This is a genomic window from Bacillus cereus group sp. MYBK227-1 (genome assembly GCF_051916325.1).
In the GTDB taxonomy this organism is placed as follows: domain Bacteria; phylum Bacillota; class Bacilli; order Bacillales; family Bacillaceae_G; genus Bacillus_A; species Bacillus_A cereus.
Genome location: NZ_JBQAGK010000015.1, coordinates 1 through 18,945, shown reverse-complemented (window position 1 = coordinate 18,945; position 18,945 = coordinate 1). Strand labels below are relative to the sequence as shown.

Sequence of the window (18,945 nt, the reverse complement as noted above, 5' to 3'; positions counted from 1 at the left end):
ACTTCCCATTAATGCAGGATAAATACATACATTCTATCGAGTAAACCTTTTCTTATAAATTACGACTAGAAACACACATAACAATAGGAGTGGAACTATTACAGTCCACTTATTAAACATAAATATCTCTGTACTCACTTTTGGTTTTTCTTTCTCGTTTAACTCCACACGCTCACCTCGAACTAGCAATCTATTGGTGTTTACTCCATAAGGCGTACACGTAATTAAAGTTGTATAATCTTTATTTTCTACAATTTGTAGATCTTCCATTTCGTGTGGTAACACTACTTTAATTTGATCTACTTTATAAGCAAGAACTTTGTCTAAAGAATGAATATAAAAAAGATCTCCTTCACTCAACTTATCTAAATCTGTAAATAATTTTGCTGATGGTAAACCACGATGCCCTGTTAAAATAGTGTGCGTATTTTCTCCACCTACCGGGAGCGAAGAAAAATCTAAATGACCTATCCCGCGACTTAATACTTCCTCAGAGGTCCCTTGATAGATTGGCAGTTTTATATTAATTTTCGATATTTCAATATACCCCATTACATCTCCTAAATTTAACGCATCAGCATACGCTTGATGATTACTTTTTTTTTCAGAAAATGGATCTGTAAATGTTTTCGCAGAAGTTTGAACTTGTTTATTATATTCGGCTGCTTCTTTTTCCCTACGTTCGACTTCTTTCTTTTGTAATGCTTTAATCTTCTTATCGTAAGAGCTAATCTCAGAATAATGTGCACGGGTCGCCAACCAATTACTAATAGTAGGATATAAAAAAATACCTAATCCAAATAAGAAAATACCTCCCAAAACAAGATTTCGTTTCATATTTCCACCTCTGTATACGCTTAAATATCGAAAAGAGGAAAGCATTTTGCTTCTCCCCTTTTCATATGGTTACATGTTCCTAAAATCTTAATTTCTAGCAAACTTTTTTCTAAAGAAAACAAATGCCGCTGTAAGCATTAAAGTAAGGCCTATTACAGTAAAAAGAGTCGTTCCTATACCACCCGTTACCGGAAGAATCCATCCACTTTTATTATTTTCAATCGTCAATTTAACCGTTTGATTATTTTCACTAATCTTTACATCAATGGGGTCTTTTAATAATTGATAAGATGCTTTTGTACCATCTTCTTTTGTATATGTTGGTGCTTTCGTTTCAAAAATTTGATAGTCTCCATATGGAATGTTAGACCATTTAATAACACCATTTTCATCTGATACACCTGTTACTTCTTTTCCTGCTACGACAACTATTTTTCCATTATTATCTTTAAGTACAAACTCTGCACCTTTTAATTTATTCTTATTAGCACCATCAATTTTTGTTAACTCAATTATTCCAGTTGTCGGAATAACAACTACAGGTTTAGATTCCTTTTCTCCAATTACATCATTTTTATTTGTAAAATGTATTTTTGCTGTATTTAAAATTTCCGAACCAGATGGTACTCCTTCTTTTACTTGGAATTTAATTTGCAAATGAAATTCTTTTTTACCATCTAATTTTGTGAAATCTTTTACTGTAGCTGTTACTTTTTGACCTTCTATAGCTACCTCAACAACGTTTGCATTTACTTCTGCTCCATCAATTTTCACGATTGGCTTTCCTTGAATCACTAAACGATTATCCAAAGTATCTGTTACCACATATTTTTTGTATTCCTTAATGTCTTCTGGAATTAATGTTTTAATATCATAATTATAATTAGTTAACGGATTGATTAGTAACGCTTCCAATTTTCCGTTAATCTTTTTATCAATTGTTGGTTCTTCATAGTTTTTCACTTCTAATTTAACTACTGTACCAGAAGTAATAGTTCCATCTTCATTAATTGTTCCGGAGTTCTTAACAAAAAACTCACGTTTAGTTGGATCTATTACATAGCCTTTCGGAGCTTTTGTTTCTTGGAAATAGTATTCTCCATACACCAATCCTTGCACGCGAATATGACCATTAGCATCTGTTACTAACTCTTTTTTCACTTCTGTACCGTCTTTTTTAAATAAAGAGAATACTGCACCTGCTAATGCTTTTTCATTTACACCAGTTTTTATTAAATCCACTGCACCACGTTTAATCTCATTTTTGGGATACATGTGAACATCATAGTTTAGCACCTTACCCTCTTTATTTGTTAATGGAATATCCACTGTATACGTATTGGGATTTAGATTAACATGTGGAGGTCCTGCCACTTCTTTCACCTCATAACGTCCTAGCGGAAGATCTTTTAATACAGCTTGTCCGTTATCATCTGTTACTACTTGATTTGGAGTGGCTCCCATTACAGGTTTCACGTCTTCTTTTACGATTTTCCCATCGTTTGAAATTTTTTCAAAAGAAGCAACCCTTTTTACTTCAAACGTTACACCTTTTAATGGTTTCACATCTTTTGGCACCTCTTGATTTGCAGAACCGTCACCTTCTAGTCCCTGCGCTCCATCTTTTTCTTGTTCATACTTATGAATCGTTAAAGTACCTTTAGATGGTGAATCTGCCTTTACTAATACACTAGACCATGTAGAAAATGTTAAGAATAACACTAAAAGCACACTAAATATTTTTTTCATTTCTCTTATCCCCTTTACTACTTCTATCATTTTAAAAATTTCTTTATTACTATTACCTTCTTAAAAGCAATAGTGTGCCAAGTATCAGATTTAAACGAATAACATAAAACATAGTCGTCCAACAATCCATTGTTTACAATCACTTATTCACTTTTCTTATCTTCTATTATTACGTTGTCTCTCCACATGATATATGTAATTTTCTCCCCTAAATTACACGTATATCCCTATTTCAACAATCATTACATTTGTTACACAATAGCTTTCACTACTAATTTCGACTAGTCACTTACTGTCAATCTATTCATTTCTCACTTCCTATCCCTATTTAAAATCCAATCTTAATCATTTTTTAATACATATAAGTAATAACCAACAAATAAGTGTGACGATTCATATTTTACGCTACTGTCCAAAACTATTACCTGTATATTCAAATAATATGTGCTATTCATGTTAAATTATGGTATTATTCTTAGAAGTTTATAACTTTTATTTATATTTTTTATTAATAAAGGTTTTCCGTTTCTACTTATGAAAAAAGGAATATATGTTTATTTAACTATTACGCATAACTGTAAGGAGGAAGAATATGACTAAAAAGCTCAGTCTAGTTGAGATAGAGTATATTTGCAATATGTTTTTCCAATCTTTTGAAATTCCAGTTTGTTTTTTAGATTGTAACAAAAATATTCTTTTAGAATTCACATCAAAAAGTGATTCACATTCGTTGTATACATCAAAAATAGAACAGTTACATATGCTTTTTCAGAGAAATGATACATATAATTCCCCCATCTTCAGAACTCACGAATATCTAGGGCACTTTATTTTAATTCACATAAAGAGCGATTATATGGTGAACGGTACTGTTATTATTGGGCCCTTGACACATGTGAATTCTTCTACAAGTAAAGCGGATAGTAACCTTAATTTTATTCCAAATTATAAAAGAACAAGAGACCATTATTTTTCATTGTCAGTCAAAGATCAAAATTTCTTTGTAAATATAGCGATATTGTTCTATAACATTCTCTATAAAAAAAATTCAGATGTAAGCACCTTTTCAAATAACAGTGACTCACTTCATATAAGTCATAGCAGCATCTTAAACGAAGATGTATATATTTCAATGCAAAAAGACGAATCCATTTATCATAATTTATATATAGAGCAGCAACTACTTAGTTCTATAGAACACGGGGATAAAGAAACCGTACTCAAATATTATTACGAATTCCAACAAGAGACTCTTTCATCTTTATCTTCATTCCATCAATTAAGACGTCATAAAAACATTTGTATTTCATCCATCACGCTCGCTACTAGATATGCGATAAAAGGGGGACTTCCATCTGGGATTGCTTACAAAATTTATGATTTACATATTCAAAGAATAGAAGATTTAAAAGACAAAGAATCTGTTTGGGATTTATTAAAAAATGCTTTTTGTACCTTTGCAGACCGTGTAAAGGCACAAAAAACACAGCAACATTCACAGACTATTGCTATTTGCAAAAACTACATTTTTAAAAATATTTACAATCCAATATCTGTTAAACAAGTTGCTAAATTTGCAAATGTGAATTCAGATTATTTATCTATATTATTTAAAAAAGAAGTCGGTATTTCATTAATTGAGTACATTCAACGTGAACGAATCGAAGAAGCAAAGAAATTATTAACTTTCACCACCTATCCTTTATCAGACATATGCGCTTCGCTTAATTTTAGCGATCAAAGTTATTTCACTAAAATTTTTAAAAAATTCACCAATGAAACACCTGGTAAATATCGAAAATCTCATGTTGTCATTTAGAGTGAAACTTCCATTAAAACAAAATGTTTTCAGTAACTCATCAATGGCAGATTAGAAGCATTCCCAGATTCATGAACTATAGGATTTATGCTTTTTCCAAACCAAAAAACACGTTACTATTCTTTTATTTTAATGAGAATAGTAACGTGTTTTTTATGTAATGTAGTTTTGTAGACAGAACATGATCCAACTACAAATTTTTATAGAAGCCAAATGCACCGCTTAACTACTAAAATCTTATTAAGTAAAAAATCCATATTTTGTTTTACTTACTTTCTACTTTATTTCTTTTGAATAATGAACTCTTTTCTTCAAACGAATGATCCCTACTATTATTTTTGTATCTTTCTAAATTTGCGAACAAAAGTGAGTACTGTGCCTGTAATAATCATCAATATGCCGATTGCTGCACTGTTAGTTGTACTTACACCCGTCTTTGGAAGCTCCTTATATGTATATTCTTTTTTATCGCTATTACTGTTGTTTGAGATATTACTCTTATTTTCCTTATTAGCAAGGCCATTAGCTTTGCTAGTTTCTTTATCTTTCACTAATACTTTTTGTATTGCATTTACCTCATTACCCACGGAATCTCTAACACTATATATTATTTCATAAGTACCAGCTTTAGTTGTATCTATAGTTCCTTCATACGCTACTTTAGAAATAAGGTCACCGTCCTCTTTATCAGTAGCTGATACCCCTACCAATGGATCAAATTGATCACCCTCAGTAATTGAAGTTGTAGCAGGTACTTTTAGTATTGGTTTATCATTTTTAACTTCTTCTCTAACTTTGACCGTTACAGTTTGCTTCGCCGTTACTTCATGACCTTTAGAATCTGTAACCGTGTACGTTAATACGTAAGTACCGGCTTTAGTTGTATCTACTTCACCATCAACTTTGATTTTAGAAGTGAGATCACCGTCTTCTTTATCGATAGCTAATACTTCTGCCATTGGAACAAATGAATCTCCAACATGAATTGTCGCTCCAACAGGCACTGTTAATTTAGGTTCTAAATCTGATGTTTCTCCATTTCCCTCTACAATTACAGTCTGTGTTGCCGTTGCATTCCGCCCTTGAGAATCAACAACCATGTATTCCACAATGTATGTACCTGGTTTTGAAGTATCTACATCGCCTTTATGCTTTACTTTATTTGTTAAATCACCATCTTCTTTATCAACAGCTTTTACATTTCTCATTGGATCAAACGTATCACCTACACGTAGTGTAATCGTAAACGGTACAGTTAACTCTGGAGCTTGGTTTTCTGCTGTTTTTTCGTTCTCTTTCACCGTTCCTGTAATTTTTGCCGCATCAAAAGCATTTTGGACTGCTTGAACTTCAATTGAGTTCGCTCCATATTTATTAGTTGCCACTTTAAGGCATGCCAATTTCAATTCAGAGAAATTAGAAGTCATATTTAATTCATCAGTATTTGCATAATAGAAAATATCAAACATTCTATCTTCACCAATACCATTTACATTTACACCGTTATGAGTACCACCTTGTGCCATTAAATACGCAACTTTATTAATAATACTTGAGTTAAAATGAACGCCTCCATAATCCTCTCCATTTAAATCATTATATTTACTATAATCATCCGGATACGGTAGTCCTTCTGAAAAATTAATTGCAGTTGGATTTTTCATATTACGAAAAGTCGATCCAGTTTGTTCTCCTATTGTCCAGTTAAATTCCCCATTATTTATGTATTTCTCTATAGCCGTTCCCATAATATCCGATAATGCCTCGTTAATTGCCCCAGATTCTCCTGAAAATTCAAGGTTAGATTCACTTGATGTAACTGCATGTGTAAATTCATGGCCGGCTATATCGAACGCTTTTACCATGGGATCTCCATATAAAAGCATACTAATGTTATTAATATTAGTACTAAATGCATTCTCCCAATTTTCAGGATCATTTGTTCCTCCAGAATCCCATGCATGTACAACTGAAACTACTTTTTTTCCTTTATTATCAAAACTATTACGCTTATATTTTTCTTTATAAAAATCGTATACCTTTGTTGCTAAGAAATGAGCGCTTACCGCCTTTGGATCATTAAATGTTGTTGAAACACTAGTTGCTAGTATACCAGGATAATAACTTTCTTCATTTGTAATATCTCTATAATTTACATCATATGTCTCAATTCCTTGTCCTCTTGTGTAATCAGCAAGCGCATAATTCCCACTGGTCTGTTTAGAAATACCAAATGTACGAGTTACGCCTAAATCATCTTTTCCTGTTCCAGTTAATGATGTAAAATTACTAGTTTTATTTTCCTTAACGGATTCAACATACTCTTCACTTATTTTCAAACTTGATTCTTGTACCATATCTTTTAACATTTCACCATTATGAGCATTCACTAAATAAGTTCCAGATACATAATTTGGTGTTGTAGCAGCAAATGTAACTTGATATGCATTGCTAGCCTGCCCATGATTTTCATCAACAAAAATAACTGCCTTAACTTCTGGCTCAGAAATAAATTTAGTATCGTTTCCGTACTTTTTATAAATATATTGTTTTGCTTCTTCTTTTGATAAATTAATAGGTTTCTTTAAATCTTCTTGTGTTAAATTTTGCGCGCTAGCTCCTGAAATGCTTTTAATAATACCTTTTTTATCTACGTGAGCAGTCAACTGGTGGCCATATACTTCTTTTCCTTCATATATTTGTTGCATGCGCACAAGTGTAGTTCCATCATAAGAACCACGTTTTTGAAGAACCTTGTAATCTACTCCTGTTTCTGCACTAACTTGTTTTGGAGACAAAGCATGCTCCGTATTTTCCTTAAGTGCATCTTTCACTACATTCTCTGGTGCCTTTTTTGATGGTTGTGTCAGATCACCTGTACGGAACGAATCCTCTTGAATTTCAACTTGCATTTGACCAGGTTCCTCTGCATGCCCTACTCCATATGGTGTTACACTTGTTAAAACGAATCCTGTTGTTAATGCAACTATAGCTATTTCTTTTTTATTTCCCATGATATTTACCTCGTATAAATTTCTATTATTTATATGAAACTGCTAAAATGTATACAATCTATTCCTAACATAAAAAGATGACTTTTGTAATCTACAAAAGCCACCTCTTCAATATGTAATATCCCTAAAATGTTTTTAATACATAATTTCTATACGAACAGAAAAAAGCATTCATTAACGAGCATTTTGCAATACTTTTATTAAGTCATTTATATTTTCAACTTTCTGCTGAAACTGATCAAGTCTGCTATGTAACAATGAAGGATTTTTATCTTCAGTTGAAATAACTTGTTTTAATTCGTTTTCTAATTTATCATACATATCAAAGAAATTATCAAATTCTACACTTACAAGCTCTTCATTTTCGCGATAGAATCTTTTTGCTTCTATATAAGTCATATATGATTTATTTAAAAATCCTAATGAAATTAAATATTTAGAAGTGTTTTCTTGATAAATAGCAATATCACACGCTATTTTAATATCAGAATAAGTCTTTTGAACGAGACAATGCAATTCAAAAATCTTAAACTTTAATCCATTATTCATTTCATCCCCTCCCATCGTATCTATTCTACATAAAATTAGAATATTATACAAAGAAAATTATTAGCATGAAATTGACAATTTAAAAAATAACTTAAGGATAAACAAAATCCCTCTCATTATAAATTATAGTTGCGGAGCATTTACCAACATAACAGCAAAATAAAAAGCGAAAAGAATAAATCTTTCCGCTCTTAGAGTAATAAATACATTTCATATTGCGCTAAAGAATTCTTTTCAAATCCACATTTCTTAAGAAAACCTTCCAGTAAATTATTGTTAGGAAACCCAATTGATAAACTTGATAAATTTAATTCTTCTCTTGCTACTTGTAATAATTTCATCCCAACACCAATATTTCTATAATCTTTGTCTACGAAAATAAAACTAATTTTACCTTGTTTATTTACACATAGAGAGCCTTTTAAGTCATTATCGACATATGCACCATAAAATACATTATTTGTTTTTTTGATATAATCAATATCATTTTGCCAATTTATATGGAAGTTTAACCATTTCTGAATTTCATCTTTAAAAGTTGGAAATTCTAATTGTTTTACTTCAATATCCTTACAATCTTTATTCATTATTTTAGTCAAATCATTTAAATTATAATAAGAAAGATCGTACACTTTTTCATAGCCCAACTTATTATAAAAATGAATCGCTCGGTCATTTCCTACAATGACTTCGAGAAAAAGTTGCTTACATCCATGTTGAATCGCCTCTTCTTTATGCAGTTCAAATAATTTTTGACTCACACCAATACCGCGGTAATTAGGATGAACCGCTAATGTTCCACAGCGCATAGTCTTAATACTTTCATAATCCTTTATACCACCTAGTATTACGCCAACAGGTTTGCCTTCTTCTAAAGCAAGAAAAGAATGTTCTAGCAAATTACCTTCTGGTCCCAAAAAACGTTGTATAAAATCCCCTTTTGAAACTTCCATTTTAATAATGTAATCTGAAAATCCAACTTTAAAAGCTTCATATACTAAATCAATATTTACATCACTACACCTTTTATATTGAATCATAATATAATTATGCCTCCAATTACTTATGTTAAAACCCTCTAACTATCTATTATTTACTACATTAATCTCATAAACACGTAAAAAGGCAATTAAATGCTCACATGCTCTTTCGCATGCTAGCATTTTAAAGATTTTTTGTTCTTCTTTCGTTTTATCATTTGCTTGATCTGAAGCAGCTTTTAAACAGAGAAATGGTTTTTTATTTATTTGACACACATAGGCGAAAGCTGCTACTTCTTGATCAACTGCCAATGCTCCATATACGGTATGGAGTAAATATCTCATTTCTGAACTACGAATACGTTGATCTCCGGATAAAAATGTACCGAAATGTATTGGATCATATGATCGTATTTTTTTTATTCTTCTTACAAGTGATTTTGTTGTTTCAATAGGTGCTGTTCTACCGTTATATAAATTAAAAACATCTTCCCCTGAGCCAGCTGCAGTAACATCGTGTTGTATTGCGTTTAGTGCCACTACAATATGACCGTTTTTCACCTTGTTTGATAAACTTCCGCATATTCCTGTCATAAACAACTCATCTGGCTGAAACTCACTAATTAACAATTGTACACAACTAGCGCAGCTTACTTTACCGACACCAGTAACAACTGATATAATTTCCAGCTCATTAATAGTATGAAAATGAAATTCCCAAGCTGCTCTTTTTTCAACACGTTCACTCGGATAATGTTGATGCAAATACGTCAGTTCTGGTTCCCATGCAGATACAATTGCAATACGTTTCATTACACGCTTCACTTCCCCTATTGTCATTTAAATAAGTTATCTATACTTTCTCGTTCATAATCTGGAATCCATTCTTTGTATTTCTTATATGAATCTCGTATTATTTCTTTATTCTTCGCAATTACTTCACATCCTCTATCATCATACATAAACATCACAATATCTTTCTTTGCATTTATGAGAAATACATCTGGATAAGAGATTTCTTTTTTTCGTCCAAATCGAAGATACAGATCAGAAAAATCCTCATGATTAGCAGCTTGTATCAGCGGTTCATATTTAATATCTTCCGCAAGACATTTAAAAGAAAATTGATATTTACAATATAAAGTGAAACTTTAATCAATGGGTGGTCTTACTGCCCGGCAAATAGCGGGATAAATCTGCTTCTTCATCTTCAAATAAAAACGGTAACGTTTCTTATCTTATATGAAATCTTAAATCTCTTTTCTTAATATATTTATTGTATATATTTATTTTCTGTGAAGTTTTTATGTTTTCCTTTTTAAATCTATAAACATTTGTCACTACAAACACTACATCTTCTTTTGAAAATATGTCTTCAAAGTTGAGAAAAGTATTCCATATTTAAATCGTCGGTTCCTTCTACAATTTGATATTTATCTTTTCCGAAATCAAAATGTAAATGATTTTCCCACTGAGAATATAAGTAGGGTCCTAATGTAACTCCTGGAAATGTTTGATTCATATATTCTTTTAATTGCATTTCCTTGTCCTTTCTACTGTACAATTCTTTTTAAATCCCAATATGCTTCTTCTAGCCACGGATGTATAACTTTCAATGTATCTTTCCTTTCCCACAAATATGAAATATATACAAAAGCTGCTTTTTCCAAAGATTTTCCCAATTCTTTTTTTATTTCTATTAAATATGGTGGTGTCCCTTTTTGATCCCATTCTATTTTATCTGCAACAAATAATACTAAATCCATCTTCGTTGCATGTTTACGCAACGTTGTATGGCAACAAATTGCATTTAAAATCTCTTCATCTTCGATTTTAAATATTTCTTTTGCGATTACCCTCGATAATTTTTGATGAATAATCATAGGAAACTTTCTTTCCGCTTCCACTATTGCTACACCAAATTCTTCAGCAACTGCAATCCGCTCCTCGTTTGGAAAAATGCCACTAATATCATGTAAATATCCTGCAATTGCTGCTTTTTCTTTATCTACGTGAAACTTTTCTGCAATCTTTTTTGCCTCATTTGCCACACGAATTGAATGTTTATATGTAAACTCTTTATTATATTTTAGTAGAAAAGCTTTAATATCATTGTCTATTTTTCCAGTTGGAGTAAATGAATATATATCATTACATAACATAGAAAATCCCCCTTATAACTAACTTTCATTATAATGTAGAATCTAAATATCCTTGTTATTTTATATTCGTTATTAATCTTTTTACTCCTTTTTAATACGTTACATGAAATTTTATACAGAATCATCGCTACAAGTACATAAATGTTTGATATTATAGTAATGTTGATGATTTGTAAGGAAAGGAACTACACAATGAATAAAAATATATTAATTATTGATGATGATAAAGAAATTGTTGAATTACTTGCTGTTTATTTGCGAAATGAAGGCTATAACATTTATAAAGCTTATGATGGCGATGAAGCATTGCAAAAGGTTTCTACATATGAAGTTGACCTTATGATTTTGGATATTATGATGCCAAAACGAAACGGATTAGAAGTTTGTCAGGAAGTGCGTGAAAATAATACTGTACCAATTCTAATGCTTAGTGCAAAAGCAGAAGATATGGATAAAATATTAGGCCTTATGACAGGTGCTGATGATTATATGATCAAACCATTCAATCCATTAGAATTAGTAGCTAGAGTGAAAGCTTTATTACGAAGATCCTCTTTCCAAAATGCTACTTCGCAAAAGAATGAAGATGGTATTATTCGTATTCGCTCTGTTGAAATACACAAACATAATCATACAGTTAAAGTAAATGGAGAGTACATTAAACTAACCTCTATTGAATTCGATATTTTATATTTACTTGCGAGTAATACAGGAAGAGTATTTAGTTCAGAAGAAATTTTCGAACGCGTTTGGAATGAAGATGGTTATGGTTCAAATAAGACGGTAATGGTCCATATTAGCAACTTACGAGATAAACTTGAAACAGTAATAAATGGAGAAAAATTTATTCATACTGTTTGGGGAGTTGGCTATAAAATTGAGAAATGAAGCATTTGATATATTAAAAGATATTCCTAAATGGAAACTTATTTTTTGGCTTTTATTAGCTATCACACTCACTCCTATTACTGAACTAATTATTTATCGCCTCGTTACGAGTGTAATTGAAAGTTCACTTACTCTAACCGAACTCGGTAAAGAATTCATTCGAATTTTTGGTTATGAAAAGTATAAAGGGATTAAAGAGTCTTTATGGATGATGATTGTATCTTATTTGTTTTTATTTTCTATTTTTTCATCCTATCTTTACATTTTTTATCGTCACGAGAAAAAACTTTATTATGAAACTTGTATAAAAAAAATGATAGAAGAAATTCGTTATATTGCAAATGGAAACTTCAATCATAAAGTTTCTATTGTAAATCATAATTATCTAGAAGAATTAGCAATCGGGGTCAATGAAATTGTTGAACAATTAAAAGTCTCAATTGATGAAGAAAGACAAGCGGAACAAGCAAAAAGTGAACTTATTACAAATGTATCACATGACTTACGCACTCCCCTTACTTCTATAGTTGGATACGTAAATTTAATCCATCATGATAATTATAGAGATGAAGTGGAATTGCGATACTATATTCAAGTCATTTACGATAAAGTAACTCGTCTTAATGCATTAATGAATGACTTGTTCGAATATACACGTGTTCAAAATAAAGAATTAAGCTTGTATTCTGTTCCTATTGATATTGTAGAGTTACTTGGACAATTAACTGTTCAATTCCGCATACAGGTTCAAGAAGCTAATATAGAATGTCGGCCTTCTTTCCCGTCTCAAAAGCTCATGGTATTAGCTGATGGTGACAAATTAGTGCGTGTGTTTGAAAATCTTATTATAAACGCTATCGCTTATGGAAGCGAAGGTCGCTATATTGACCTTACTGCTTATGAAAGTAATAATATGATTACAATTGATATAACAAATTACGGACAACCTATTCCTAGTACGGATTTACCTCATATTTTTGAACGTTTTTATCGCGTTGAGAAATCTCGCTCTACAAACACTGGTGGATCTGGACTTGGATTAGCAATTGCAAAAAGTATAGTCGAATTGCATAAAGGAACAATTGAAGTATATAGTGATGACGAAAAAACAACATTCACTGTAAAACTACTCCCATACAAATGTTAATGTTACAAATAAAAAGTTCAATTTCTTACCATATAAGAAATTGAACTTTTTCCATAATTACCCTAAATTTAATAATCCTTTATAATTCTTTAGAAATTCTTTACCTTTTCTTTCTTCCTAATTAAGCATTCCTTTTTACAATACTATTATTGATGTCATAATAGGAGGATCGCTTATGCAATTCTTAAAGAAATTCGCTTTTTTATTATTATCTTTTTTTATTACTGCACTTATCGTTTTATATTTTTATCTTTATGTAAATGGTCCGATTATTCAAGCTAAATCAGCTATTTTAATAAATGCTAATTCAGGTGAAATTGTTTATAAAAAAAATGAAGAAACCCCAGTACAATCAGCTGCTTTATCTAAATTAATGACAGAATATATCGTATTGGAGCAACTAAATGATAAAAAGATACAGTTAGATGACTTCGTACAAATAAGTAACGAAGTTTTCCGAGTAGAAACAAGCCCTATACAAGTAACATCGAATGATAAAACAACGGTTCGTGATTTACTTCATGCATTGCTACTGGCAGGGAATAATCGTTCTGCACTCGCTCTAGCAGAACACATTGCTGGAAATGAAGATAACTTTACAGTATTAATGAATAAAAAAGCAAAAGAACTAAAGTTATTACAACCATCTCCATTTCTAAACTCTACTGGAATTAATAATAATACAAATAAACAATCAACTACAACAGCGATAGACGCAGCTAAACTAGCAGCACGATTAGTAAAAGATTTTCCAGATGTATTGAATATTACGAAACTAACCTCTTACCAATTTACCTTCAAAGATTCCCAGGTTTTCAATACGAATAAAATGATATATTCCCTTAATGAAAACATTAAACTTCAAGGTGTTGATGGCTTACAAACTAGTTTTTCAACTAACGGTAATTATAGTTTTGTCAGTACAGCAAAACTTGGAGATACTAGACTAATTTCAGTAATATTAGATGCAGATGAAGAAAACATTTCATTTATTGAAACAAAAAAGTTGCTACAGTATGGTTTTGATCCTTCCTCGTACTCTGCACTCCAAGCTTTTAAAGACGCCCTTACATCTTGGACAATATTGCTTCAGTTTAAAAATTTAATTATACAAACTATAATGATTTTTTTAATCATTACCACCTTAATGTTTTTACATATACGTCAGAAAAAATCCGAGGATTTCAATTAAGAAATCTTCTTATATATAGAACCGACTTGCGCTTGAGATGCAAGTCGGTTTTTAATTCTATCATCCTCTTCCAAGCAAATTTGCTGAAACTGGTTGCAAGTTTAACTCTCTCGCCCATATAGATAGCTGACCAATATGATAAATTTAATATCCCATTACATGTCTTAAAACCTATGTTTTTTGAGGCATACATCCATCTCTGTTTCCTTTCGTTGTGTTCGTTTGTTTAGTTTAAATGGGTTAATCTATTAATTCTATTAAATCCAACAATTGAACTATTACACTTTAAAGTTCTACTCATATACTATAGTAGATTACTAGAAAGGAGGCTTAACTATGGATAGTTGCGTTGTATTTGTAAACGGACAACCTTTTTTAGTTCTTTCAGTAGCTGGTATTGAAATTGCTAGATTAGAGATTTCCCTTCAAGTAGCATTAGCTCTAAGAGTGCTTGGGATACCAATCTGTGATTAATTACCAAATTAATAAAAAAAGAGGGCATTAGCCCTCTTTTTTTATTTTCTTCTCACCTTTTCTTAAAAACAAACAAAATTTAAATTTTATTTTTTATATTGTAATGAAAATCCGAAAAATTAACCCATTTTATTCAATAAAAAAGAGCTCCACCCATACCTCATTATCCGTTTCTAAAAAATTAGAATTCGATTAATTACAAGAAAATTTAAATATACGAACGTTACATAAAATACTTGTTAGAGTAGCTGTCCCTCACACTATTTATTTCGCCGACGTTATATAATCAAAGCACCAATGATTAACTTTTTATACGGCTTATTTTAAGTGTGCTAGCATTCTAGGCTAGATGATCATGACTGCAAAAAAACTTCAAGTTCTCGTTTATATAAATCAGATAACGCTTTCACTTTTTGAATCGATTGATAATCTTTAAATTGCGGTTCGCTATCTTCTTCTCCTTGAAGAGCACTAATCCAACTATACTCTACATCTACAATATGAAATCATGTTTCTAACATACCCCCAGTTTGCAAAGTAAATCTTCCTCTCAAAGTTGTTCACACCACTTAAACCAATCATCTCTTACTTGCCAATTATATTGAAATAAAGTGTACACATTTATCTCTCCCTTACTTCAATTATCCACCTAACAGCATCTGTTATATAATGTGGTTCATCTTTTTGAATATAATGACCACTTTGTTCTGCAATTATTAGTTTATTTTTGTTTGATAATCTTAATAATTCTTCTTGCAATTGTAACCATTTTATTTGTGCATCTTGCGAATAAAAAGCTTTTTTACCAGCAGCTAACACGACGAGTGGAATATCTCTCGTCGACTGACAATATTTATCTGCTTCACCCAGACTAAACATAAACTCTTCATAAGAACTTTCATGTACAAATTGTTTATAGTAAGCTTCTTGAAATTCTGGAGACATGATTGGCAAAAATGCTTCTTTATAATTTTCTGGTGTCGAATCAACCAAAACTATTCCCAACATATCTTCAGGATAAAAATCAGTAAATAAACGTGCATTTATACCACCAAAAGAATGTCCTACAAAAATATAAGGTGGCTTCAGTTGTAAAAGATTTAAGCATGTTCTCAAATCTTTTACCATTTCAGAACTAATACGTTTCTTGGAACTCTTCCCGCTTTTGCCTAATCCAGCCCGATCGTATGTAAGTACCGTACCATATTCCGTCAGTTCTTCAGCAGTTTGATTCCATGCCTTCGAATAATCACCATAGCCTGATTCCAATATAATAACAGGCTGCTGCTTCTTTCCTTGGAATATTTTCGTATACATTTTAAAATCAGCAACTTGTATATATTCCTCTATACATTTAACCATTGACAATCACTTCTCTTCGGCCAAGTTCCTCTACAACGTGATTAATTATTTCACTTACAGATAAAGAACCATCCAATATGATATCTGAATTCGGCTTAACAGTATGAATTGCCTCTAAATAAGCTTTTCTCGCATATGTCATGTAATGTTCCAAATCATTATGTATTTCATCTATTGTACCTTCCTTAAAATCTCGCAAAATCCTTCTAGCCATCGCAATATCTAAAGGCGTATCAATAAATATAGTTACATCAATGAATTTTCGCATCTCACTATTTAAGTATGCAAAAGGATAATCTACAATAATATAGTCTAAGGTATTATTTTGTATAAGTTGCTCAATATCATGAATTAATGGTGTTAATACCCACTCGTCGTAATTCGCCCCATCATCAATCCATTTACAAATATCAGCAGGAGAGTTATCAAATGTATAACTATCAAAATATAGAGCTTTTGAGTTTTTAAACTTATGCTTTAATCTTTCTGTAATTGTAGTTTTACCTCCTCCCGAAACAGCTGCAATTGAAATTATTTTTGTTTTATTATCCACTATACCCACCAAACCCCTTTGTTAACATAATATAATTATAAATTACTATCGTTGCTACTTCTTCCATTCATATTCTAACATACTCATTTCCCATAAATTCCAATACGTTTCTCCTACTCTTTTTGACTCTCTTAATAAGCCTTCTTTTACAAACCCTATTTTTTCGTAACATGAAATGGCCGATGTATTAAAATCATACACACCAAGAGTTACTCTATGTAGTTTTAATTCGTCAAAAGCAATATGAAGTACTGCTTTCATCATATGTTTTCCTATAGAACGTCCTCTCATCTTCGTATTACCAACTAATACTTTTCCAATTCTAGCGGACTTATTAATATTATCTATTTGCCCAAGCGAAATATGTCCAATAACGTCTGAAGTCTCTTCATCTACCACTTTGAAAGCGAGTGTATTTGCACTTTCTATATATTTCTCTAATTGCTGTTCATCTAAAGGAAATGTGAATGCATTTCCTGACCATTGTATTAGAAATTCTTCGGAATTAATCCAATTTATTAATTGTTTAAAATCAGATTTCTTAAAGCTTTCTAGTTTAATCACTTCCTTGCTCCTTTCGTACATCATGCTTTATAACCTCAAACTTATTTCTATATAAAGAATATATTCTCCTTTTATATAAAATTAAAATAAAGCCATTCATGTGAATGGCTTTACAAAAAAGCAGCATAATTATGCTTTGTTTGCTACATCAATACCATTAAAATCAAAGTCAGCAGTAACCGTTGTAACCGGTGGGAAAATTGCTTCAATTTTGCAAATGGAAATAATTACTCCAACCGATCCAGGAATAGCCGCAAGCCTAACTACATCACAACTTACAGACGAAACAGTACCTACATAAGTACGTCCCTCTGTATTAATTTGAACTGTTCGATTAATTAATTTCTTAAGTTCATCTCTAATTCCTTGTACACAAGAATTATCACATTTCTCATGCTGTTCTTTTTTACACTCTTCGAATACTTCCCAACAATCATCTTGTTTACATGTACACTTCTTTTTACAATTATTAAATCGAGAACCCAATACCTCACCCCCTAATCCTTTCTATTAGTAAAGTATGTCCACTAGCTTAAAAGGGTACGAGGCAAACACATAAAAAGAAAAAAACAAACAATTGTACCAAACTTTCTTTTCATTATTCATTATAAAAACAGACTTCTCCTAATTAAAAGCTTTTTAATGAGCGGCCGTGAATTTAGTCCTACTCCATTTAATGTTTAGACACCACTTTCTAAAACAAACCTTTTTTCTTTTAAATAAGACGCCCCTTAAAAACACACTAGATTTCCCCATTAACTCACATATACATAGACTTTATTTGTGGATTTCCCATTTTTCATTGTGAAATATACATTTAAAAAGCGTACTCGAAAATAAGATATTATTTGTAATCAGAACATTTTCTTCAACAAGTGTTTATTGAAAAATACCATAACTAGTAGTAGTTCTCTCCACTTTCTCTTAAAAATTAGCATAGTTTGTATGAATTCTATATCGAGTAGAAGACACTCTATCATATAAAGATAAAATAGTAGGTTAATAAACAAGCCATTTTTTTATTAAAACATAGAATAATATGAACACTATTGAAAGGAGGTAGAAATAAATGTCCTGGAAAAATGATTGCTGGAGTTCTCAGAAAAAGCATTGTTGTGATGATTGGTGGAAATCTAAAGAAAAGCATCATTGTGATGATAATTGGAGTTCTCAGAAAAAGCATTGTAATGATGATTGGTGGAAATCTAAAGAAAAGTGTCATTGTGATGACGATTGGAGTTCTCAGGAAAAACATTGTAATGATGATTGGTGGAAATCTAAAGAAAAGTGTCATCGTGATGATGATTGGAGTTCTAAACGAAATAAGTGTCGTTGTAAATCTTTCTTTATTTGTTGCCATTGTAAAAGAAAAAATTGGTAATATTTTTAATGTCAACGTAAAGGAAAGAATATGTCTTTTGGAACCAATCGGGCTTTTCCGGAAAGTTGATCCCTCACCTACTTCCTTGCTTTTGCTGAATTTTTAGATGGGGGCATTACTGCCCGGCAAATACTAGAATGTAATATATAAAAAGCTGACTGCTTTGAAGTGACCCCTAAAAGTTAGACACGGTTATTTCATTAGGCAGCTTGATAAAAATGAGTCCGGTATTGCACCGGGCTCATTTTTAATTTTGCCTTTATCCGTTTTGTAT

At 31.3% G+C, this 18,945-nt stretch carries 17 protein-coding genes and 3 pseudogenes; 6 read left to right on the top strand and 14 right to left on the bottom strand.

The window, feature by feature from the left end; translation table 11 throughout:
* Positions 1-33 precede the first annotated feature (33 nt).
* Both ACTFRM_RS30170 and ACTFRM_RS30165 read right to left on the bottom strand, forming a co-directional pair.
* Complete coding sequence (locus ACTFRM_RS30170) at positions 34-837, bottom strand: class C sortase (protein WP_002197786.1); 804 nt, start codon at positions 835-837, stop codon at positions 34-36.
* An 87-nt stretch (positions 838-924) separates the two neighbouring features.
* Positions 925-2,586 carry a SpaA isopeptide-forming pilin-related protein gene (locus ACTFRM_RS30165; RefSeq protein WP_322372933.1) on the bottom strand — a complete coding sequence of 554 codons (1,662 nt, stop codon included), beginning with the start codon at positions 2,584-2,586 and terminating at the stop codon, positions 925-927.
* A 592-nt stretch (positions 2,587-3,178) separates the two neighbouring features.
* Here ACTFRM_RS30165 and ACTFRM_RS30160 point away from each other — a divergent pair.
* Positions 3,179-4,405 (top strand): helix-turn-helix domain-containing protein, encoded by a 1,227-nt coding sequence (locus ACTFRM_RS30160; protein WP_000162846.1) that lies wholly within the window; start codon positions 3,179-3,181, stop codon positions 4,403-4,405.
* Between the two features lie 332 nt (positions 4,406-4,737).
* Here ACTFRM_RS30160 and ACTFRM_RS30155 read toward each other — a convergent pair whose 3' ends face one another.
* The 6 genes and pseudogenes from ACTFRM_RS30155 to yqeK all read right to left on the bottom strand — a co-directional run bounded on the left by ACTFRM_RS30155 (position 4,738) and on the right by yqeK (position 11,110).
* A complete protein-coding gene (locus ACTFRM_RS30155) occupies positions 4,738-7,419 on the bottom strand; it encodes a M4 family metallopeptidase (protein ID WP_000527066.1) in 2,682 nt (893 codons plus the stop codon).
* A gap of 174 nt (positions 7,420-7,593) precedes the next feature.
* Entirely contained in the window at positions 7,594-7,968 is a 375-nt protein-coding gene (locus ACTFRM_RS30150) for a hypothetical protein (protein ID WP_001059022.1), read from the bottom strand.
* A gap of 191 nt (positions 7,969-8,159) precedes the next feature.
* Positions 8,160-9,008: a GNAT family N-acetyltransferase gene (locus ACTFRM_RS30145; RefSeq protein WP_000617041.1), complete on the bottom strand. Its 849-nt coding sequence runs from the start codon at positions 9,006-9,008 to the stop codon at positions 8,160-8,162.
* 42 nt (positions 9,009-9,050) lie between these two features.
* A complete protein-coding gene (mtnN, locus tag ACTFRM_RS30140; protein ID WP_000151939.1) occupies positions 9,051-9,788 on the bottom strand; it encodes a 5'-methylthioadenosine/S-adenosylhomocysteine nucleosidase in 738 nt (245 codons plus the stop codon).
* Positions 9,785-10,488: pseudogene (locus tag ACTFRM_RS30135) on the bottom strand (DUF3885 domain-containing protein). Before ACTFRM_RS30135 ends, mtnN begins: the two are co-directional and overlap by 4 nt.
* Before the next feature lie 13 nt (positions 10,489-10,501).
* Positions 10,502-11,110, bottom strand: a complete 609-nt coding sequence (gene yqeK / locus ACTFRM_RS30130) for a bis(5'-nucleosyl)-tetraphosphatase (symmetrical) YqeK (RefSeq protein ID WP_000882440.1) — start codon at positions 11,108-11,110, stop codon at positions 10,502-10,504.
* Between the two features lie 192 nt (positions 11,111-11,302).
* Between yqeK and ACTFRM_RS30125 the strand changes: the two genes are divergently transcribed.
* The 3 genes from ACTFRM_RS30125 (at position 11,303) to ACTFRM_RS30115 (ending at position 14,337) form a co-directional block, all read left to right on the top strand.
* Positions 11,303-11,998 carry a response regulator transcription factor gene (locus tag ACTFRM_RS30125; protein WP_001038807.1) on the top strand — a complete coding sequence of 232 codons (696 nt, stop codon included), beginning with the start codon at positions 11,303-11,305 and terminating at the stop codon, positions 11,996-11,998.
* The gene (locus tag ACTFRM_RS30120) at positions 11,988-13,145 is read left to right on the top strand and encodes a sensor histidine kinase (protein ID WP_001243312.1); all 1,158 of its coding nucleotides are present in this window, start codon (positions 11,988-11,990) and stop codon (positions 13,143-13,145) included. Before ACTFRM_RS30125 ends, ACTFRM_RS30120 begins: the two co-directional genes overlap by 11 nt.
* Positions 13,146-13,320: 175 nt before the next feature.
* Positions 13,321-14,337, top strand: coding sequence for a D-alanyl-D-alanine carboxypeptidase family protein (locus tag ACTFRM_RS30115; protein WP_440043829.1), 1,017 nt, complete (start codon positions 13,321-13,323; stop codon positions 14,335-14,337).
* A gap of 60 nt (positions 14,338-14,397) precedes the next feature.
* On the opposite strand, the pseudogene ACTFRM_RS30110 reads toward ACTFRM_RS30115, so the two are convergent.
* Positions 14,398-14,508: pseudogene (locus ACTFRM_RS30110) on the bottom strand (DinB family protein); the annotation flags it as partial.
* 165 nt (positions 14,509-14,673) lie between these two features.
* On the opposite strand from ACTFRM_RS30110, the gene ACTFRM_RS30105 reads away from it, so the two are divergent.
* A complete protein-coding gene (locus tag ACTFRM_RS30105; protein ID WP_000376554.1) occupies positions 14,674-14,811 on the top strand; it encodes a DUF3956 domain-containing protein in 138 nt (45 codons plus the stop codon).
* A 359-nt stretch (positions 14,812-15,170) separates the two neighbouring features.
* On the opposite strand, the pseudogene ACTFRM_RS30100 reads toward ACTFRM_RS30105, so the two are convergent.
* The 5 genes and pseudogenes from ACTFRM_RS30100 to ACTFRM_RS30080 all read right to left on the bottom strand — a co-directional run.
* A pseudogene (locus tag ACTFRM_RS30100) lies at positions 15,171-15,430 on the bottom strand (DinB family protein); the annotation flags it as partial.
* A 2-nt stretch (positions 15,431-15,432) separates the two neighbouring features.
* Entirely contained in the window at positions 15,433-16,173 is a 741-nt protein-coding gene (locus tag ACTFRM_RS30095) for an alpha/beta fold hydrolase (RefSeq protein WP_000237653.1), read from the bottom strand.
* Complete coding sequence (locus ACTFRM_RS30090; RefSeq protein ID WP_373687550.1) at positions 16,166-16,735, bottom strand: hypothetical protein; 570 nt, start codon at positions 16,733-16,735, stop codon at positions 16,166-16,168. Before ACTFRM_RS30090 ends, ACTFRM_RS30095 begins: the two co-directional genes overlap by 8 nt.
* A 45-nt stretch (positions 16,736-16,780) precedes the next feature.
* Complete coding sequence (locus tag ACTFRM_RS30085) at positions 16,781-17,314, bottom strand: GNAT family N-acetyltransferase (protein ID WP_000990082.1); 534 nt, start codon at positions 17,312-17,314, stop codon at positions 16,781-16,783.
* A 105-nt stretch (positions 17,315-17,419) separates the two neighbouring features.
* Positions 17,420-17,776, bottom strand: coding sequence for a hypothetical protein (locus ACTFRM_RS30080; RefSeq protein WP_000535577.1), 357 nt, complete (start codon positions 17,774-17,776; stop codon positions 17,420-17,422).
* Positions 17,777-18,372: 596 nt separating this feature from the next.
* Here ACTFRM_RS30080 and ACTFRM_RS30075 point away from each other — a divergent pair.
* Positions 18,373-18,777: a hypothetical protein gene (locus tag ACTFRM_RS30075; RefSeq protein ID WP_400589788.1), complete on the top strand. Its 405-nt coding sequence runs from the start codon at positions 18,373-18,375 to the stop codon at positions 18,775-18,777.
* The last annotated feature ends 168 nt before the right edge of the window (positions 18,778-18,945 follow it).